Below are 5,245 nucleotides of genomic sequence, written 5' to 3' on the forward strand. Positions count from 1 at the left end.
CGCTTTGAGCGCCTTCGGATCATCGTCAGAGAATCCCGCAAGCGCGTCGACATAGTCTGCGACTTGGTCCCGCAGTTGCTTGGTCCGCAAGATCGCTTGGTAGATCTGCTCGTCGTAACCCGCTACTCCGTCCGGCTTCACGTACAACCGGTCTACCTCGGCGACGACGCTGCGCACAAAGAGCAGCTCCAAGCCGCTACGGTTGGGCTTGCCCTCCTTGATTGCTCTAATCGTGCCCGCAAGCTCCCGCGCCATTGGCAAGGCGCCGCCGCCACCGTCGGCCTTAAGAAAGGCTGGCGGCTGGCCAAGGAGCGGCTCAGGGTGGAGGGGTACGTCGTAGATCTGCCGAAGCAGCTCATCTAGGCCAGGGCCGTATGCCTCGTCTGAGGACATGTCGACGTAAATTCGCCCCCTCATGAACACGGGCAGGAAGGCCTCGCCGTGCTYGTCACGCTCGCAAACCACGGGGATGAACTTCGTCTGCCCGACCTTCGTGTACAGCTCTTGCGAAATGATCTGACTCTCGGTTCCAACGCCCCCCGACCGGCTGTCGGCTTTCTCCGCATACTTGCGGTCGCACAGCACGAGAACCTTGGCCACCGACTCGTCGGTCACCATGGACTCCATGAAGACGTATTTGTCCTGGCCGGGCTTCAGTCGCCACTTGTCCAGGACGGCGTCAACACCGTGAGTCCGTAGAGCAGTCGCCAGCTCCATGACGAAGCGTTCATGGTCGGAACCCGACCAGCTGTAAGAGATGAATATCTTTGGCTGTTCTTTGGTCGCGCTCATCGCCCACCCTCTTTTGCCGAGGCATTCTAGGGATCGGCTGGTTGCCGACGCAGCCGCGCCCTGCAAACCGCGCACGAGCTGCCAGCGAAGAGCCAGTTCTGTCGCCCACCGGTAGGCAAGCCCTGTACTCAGGGCGAGATCACCGATGAGATGCCGCTCACCGCGCCGTGGTAAGCAAGGCAGAGGTGCCTAAGCACTGAACATCGGATGCATAGGCGACGTAGCCTACTCGAAGCCGGTCGTTGGCGGAGCAGCCGCAGCGGCCGCTCCGGCTTCACTTCAAGATCAGTCGGAAGGTCAAGCTGATGCGAGGGCCTACGCCCTCCGCTTTGGGAATTGCGTGCAACCAATCTTCCTGGGATGACGGTGGCATGTACAGCAGCGAGCCACTAGGCAGCAGCAGGCGGTGTTCAAGTGACCTATCGGCCTTGCTGCGAAAAACGAACTCCCTTTCGGTGCCGAGTGAGACGATTGCCACGCCGGTACCGGGCGCCAACTCTTCCGCTGAGTCTGAGTGAAATCCCATCGAGGCGCTGCCGTCCTCGTAGTAGTTGAGCAGGCAGTTATTCGGTGCGAATCCGACGCGCGGCGTGACGTGATCGGCAACGGCCTGTAGCGACGGCAGCATCGGGCGCGCTGGGTACGTCATTTGGGAGTAGTCGTAGGACACGCCGTAGCTCGCCGTTTTTCGCGCCCTCATGCGCTCGTCCCAATCTACGTCCTGGACCAGCTGGCGAAACAGCGCCTGAGAATCTGAAAGCAGGTGGGCGTCAAAGTCGAAGGCTGGGCTCGGTGGATCGGTCTTCATGGCCTTATGTTGCCGAACATTTGAGGCCTCGTCTTGGTGAAGGGCCTACGTCGATTTGCCGCGTACCTGGGCCTTTGGCCCATAAAAAAGGAGGGGCAAGAGCCCCTCCTAGAAAACGCCGAATCAGAACGGGAAGTCGGCCTTCTTGATCTTCACCATCCGGCCATCTTCGTGATGCCACACGATGCCTTCAATCGGCCTGTTCCTCAGGTACTCCATCAGGTCAGCAAAAGTCCGCGGAGCATCCTCGAGCACATCCTCGCCGTGCGGGATGAGCACGTGCTCGGCGAGGTTTTCCGGGTTCGCGCCGTGGCGAGTGCCAATGCGCGGTCCACACACCTCGTAGGTGCCGTCCGGGATCCCTTGCGGGTACCGCACGGCAGCTGCTTCCACCGCCTCGCGGATGTAGCGCGAGTCCGGCCCGTCGGTTGCCACCCAGCCCGGCCAGTGACCGCTCACCGGGTCCGGGCTCGGTTGAGCCGGGATGAACCCAGAGGGCGGCGTGCGACCAGCCTTGGCGTCGTACCGCTTGAACACCACGCCGTCCTTGACCATCACGGCAAGACCGTCCCATTTGCGGGTGGCCTTGCCTTCACCATCGAGCACCCACTGGGCACCAGGGGTGACTTCGTCTCGGACCTTGCGGCTGCCTTCGTAGTTCCGCTGAAACAGCGAAATGATCTTCTTCATGAAAACTCCTTAATTTGGTTGATGAAATTTCGAGTCCCATCGCCTGCCATTAAGGGTGTCCGCCGCTAGAAGCCGAGAAGTCTCGACCTCCAAACAGCGGACGCGAAGTGTAGCCAGGGCAAGGAAGTCGATGACTCCCCGGCGTTGCTCACTGTTGGCCATGCCACACCCGAGCGGTTGCTGGAGGTAGCCCGGTGGCTGGGTGGGGTATCGCCAACAGCGAACCATAGAAACCCCCGCTTGGCGCCGCTTCTGCCGAGCTGTACAACCCCGCCAGCAATTCCGGGGTAGTTCAGCGGCAAGAACGCTTGGCTCTAGACCGAGAGGGCGCTGGTTCGAATCCAGCCCCCGGACCCAGACATGACATCGCGACCAACATCGAGCAACGAACCGCCCGAGGCGACTGCCATCGGGCTCGACTACAGCGCCCACCAATTGCAGCGGGCGCTGGATGCCGCCGCGCGCGGCGAGCCGGCGCAGGAGCGCGTGCGGCGCTGGCGCGATGTGATTGGCGGGCTGCTGTCCGGCACCTTGCTCGCCGGCTCGCGCCAGCCCGTCGCCGGTTACCCAACATGGGTGACGCTCGAGGTCCTCAACGGCGGGTTTGCGACTGGCGGGGCACTGGCGGCCGGACCTTTGCAGCCCTTCGAGGAGGCGCTGCTGGACGAGCTGGGCCTGCGCGGCGCCGAGGCCCCGCGGCTGGCGCTGAACCGCTACTTTTTGTTGGACGCAGGCCTGACGCGTCTACTGCAGGCGTTGGAGTCGGGAGCGCTGAGTCTGCAGGTGCCCGAAGAAGCCGCACTGCCGACAGTCGCGTGGTTGATGTCGCGCGGACATGCCGACGAGGCCGGCCAGCTTGTGCAAGCTTTGGCGCCGCTGGCTCACGAGCTGAGGTTCTATCCGAAGCTGGATGCAAGGGAGCCTGTCAGCGACGCCCTGGTCCACCTTGAAACGGCAGGGCAAGTAGTGAAGCGCTTGCGCGCGATGCGGCGCAACAAGAGTGTGCTGGCTCAGCGCGACACGGTGGGCACTTGGCTGCCCTATTACGACGCGGCCGTGACCCTGGTGCTGGAGACGGTAGAGGGCGACCTCCCCATTGCTGCACGAGACGATCAAGGCCAATGGCGGCGCGGTGAGCACGGGCAGTTTCTCGTGACAGGTGGTTGGCCATTCAAGCGCTTCACCGAAGATTGGTCACTGCGTGCTCGCCGCTGGCTCAGCGTGGTCCACGACACTCAGAAGCAGAGCCAGCCAAGCAAGCGGTTCACCGACCCTAAAGCGCCATTCGGTGTGCTCAGGCGCACTCTGCAGCAAGCGGCGCTGGAACCCCAGTCGGTGGCTGCGAGCGATGTCGGCCGCGTGCGCTTGATCGTGGCGCGCTACGTGGTCAGCCATGGCGTGCCGGGCTCGGAGTCTGCGCGAGCCGTCMGTGAGCGCCAGCAGCATGCCAAGGCGAAGACGCACCAGGAGATCGCAAGCGATGTGGCCGCCAAGCTGGCCGAACATCCTGCGACGACAGGGCTGGATGACGCTCAACCTGTGCTGCACGAGGCCGGGTTACTTGAAGAAGGCAAACGCGTGCCGCCGGGCATACAGCGTCGCCTGCAGCGCTGTGTCAACGACACGCCTGAGGGATTGATCCGCCGCGGTGTTGTCACGTCGGGCGAGGTGCTGGCGACGCTGCTGCCGCAGCGAACCAGCCAATTGCGCGCCGCAGGTTTTGCGGATGTCGATCTGCGCGCCCTGTACGCGGCCACCTATCGTGCCTTTCGACGTCGCCGTTCGTTGCTGCTACTGAACTTGCAGAAGCAGGTGCAGTTGGAGGAGCTTCCTTGGGTGGCGGCGATGAGGCGCTTTTGCAACCAGGGCGCTGAGGCCGCGCGCGGCGCTGGCTTGGCGCTTGAGGAATTTGCCGGCGTGGCGTTGAACGGGTTCCCGCAGACCCAATTGCCCAACAAGCTGCTGCAGGAGTTTGTCGCCCTGGCCGACGAGGCCGGCGTTGCCCTCCCATTCACGGAGGAGCTGGCTGCGGATATCTTCATGGGCGCCTTCTCGTCCAAGTTCGCTCGGGCAGCGCAGGTGGCAGCAGCGCAACTGCAGGGGTCGCTGTACGAGCGCTACTACCGGTTGGAATACCTGGATATCTCAACTCGGCTGAGCATCGCTGGCGCGGCCCAGGCCGAGGCAGAAACACTCGCGAAGATCTGCACCGAACGTGCCGGCAAATCGCCCGGTGGCGTGRGAGTGTCACGGGCGGCAAGCAATGGCCGTGTCATCGAGCAGCAGCTCATCGTCACCACCCACAACCTAGCTGCCCTGCTCCAGTTGCCAGGCATGCGCGAACGGCTGGAAGGCCGCGCCATGGACCTGGCCCGCGACTGTCTCAGCTGGGTGCAGCGCCACCTGCAGTTGCGCAGCGGCGACTGGCGCGTGGAGTTGCATCGCGTCAAGAACGCGGCCTACGCCTGGCGGCAGATGGTGTTCTTCCTGTCGCTTCGGGCAGGCGATGTGCCCGCGTTCCTGGCTGAGGCGCAGGCGCTGTTGGACAAGCAGCCCGAAGCCTTTGCGAAGCGCTTCCAGCCTGCGTTGGACGGACTGCGCATGGCCACCGAGGAGCCACATCGCTGGACGGCCAGTTCTGAGTCTGCGCCCTTCCTGGGCTGGTGGCAGACTGACCGCTGGCGAACACCCCAGCAGGGCAGGTAGGCCTTGGTCACGGACTACAAGTGCCCTGGCTGCGATCTCCGCCTATCGACAGGGAGCTACCACTATCACCGGATCGAAACCGGCTACGGCGGCCGAGCGCTCCTGGCATGTTCGGCCTGCGGAACCCAACATGCCGTAGAGCTTGCTCTGCCGAGTCGAGGTCCCGAGTTCTATTCGGTTCAAAGGCTAGTGGTCGACTCGGTGCCTGAGGCCGCGATGTCGCGAGTGGTGCAGTGGCTCCGAAAAGAC

At 63.4% G+C, this 5,245-nt stretch carries 4 protein-coding genes; 1 reads left to right on the forward strand and 3 read right to left on the reverse strand.

Annotation, left to right across the window (positions count from 1 at the left end; all coding sequences use genetic code 11):
• From ACXJKR_RS23590 to ACXJKR_RS23600, 3 genes are all read right to left on the reverse strand, one after another.
• On the reverse strand, positions 1 to 792 hold a 792-nt coding region (locus tag ACXJKR_RS23590; RefSeq protein ID WP_457324879.1), incomplete at its 3' end, for a toll/interleukin-1 receptor domain-containing protein.
• Between the two features lie 274 nt (positions 793 to 1,066).
• Positions 1,067 to 1,600 (reverse strand): alpha-ketoglutarate-dependent dioxygenase AlkB family protein, encoded by a 534-nt coding sequence (locus ACXJKR_RS23595; RefSeq protein ID WP_457324880.1) that lies wholly within the window; start codon positions 1,598 to 1,600, stop codon positions 1,067 to 1,069.
• A 123-nt stretch (positions 1,601 to 1,723) separates the two neighbouring features.
• Positions 1,724 to 2,290, reverse strand: a complete 567-nt coding sequence (locus ACXJKR_RS23600) for an RNA ligase 1 family protein (protein WP_457324881.1) — start codon at positions 2,288 to 2,290, stop codon at positions 1,724 to 1,726.
• A 360-nt stretch (positions 2,291 to 2,650) separates the two neighbouring features.
• Here ACXJKR_RS23600 and ACXJKR_RS23605 point away from each other — a divergent pair, with 360 nt between their 5' ends.
• Positions 2,651 to 4,996 carry a hypothetical protein gene (locus tag ACXJKR_RS23605; RefSeq protein WP_457324882.1) on the forward strand — a complete coding sequence of 782 codons (2,346 nt, stop codon included), beginning with the start codon at positions 2,651 to 2,653 and terminating at the stop codon, positions 4,994 to 4,996.
• Positions 4,997 to 5,245 lie beyond the last annotated feature (249 nt).

It is taken from the genome of Roseateles sp. P5_E11 (genome assembly GCF_054049355.1).

What these genes read in the sequence shown, in the direction of transcription:
- ACXJKR_RS23595 (WP_457324880.1), bottom strand. Translation starts at nt 1,600, where the DNA reads ATGAAGACCGATCCACCGAGCCCAGCCTTCGACTTTGACGCCCACCTG.
- ACXJKR_RS23600 (WP_457324881.1), bottom strand. Translation starts at nt 2,290, where the DNA reads ATGAAGAAGATCATTTCGCTGTTTCAGCGGAACTACGAAGGCAGCCGC.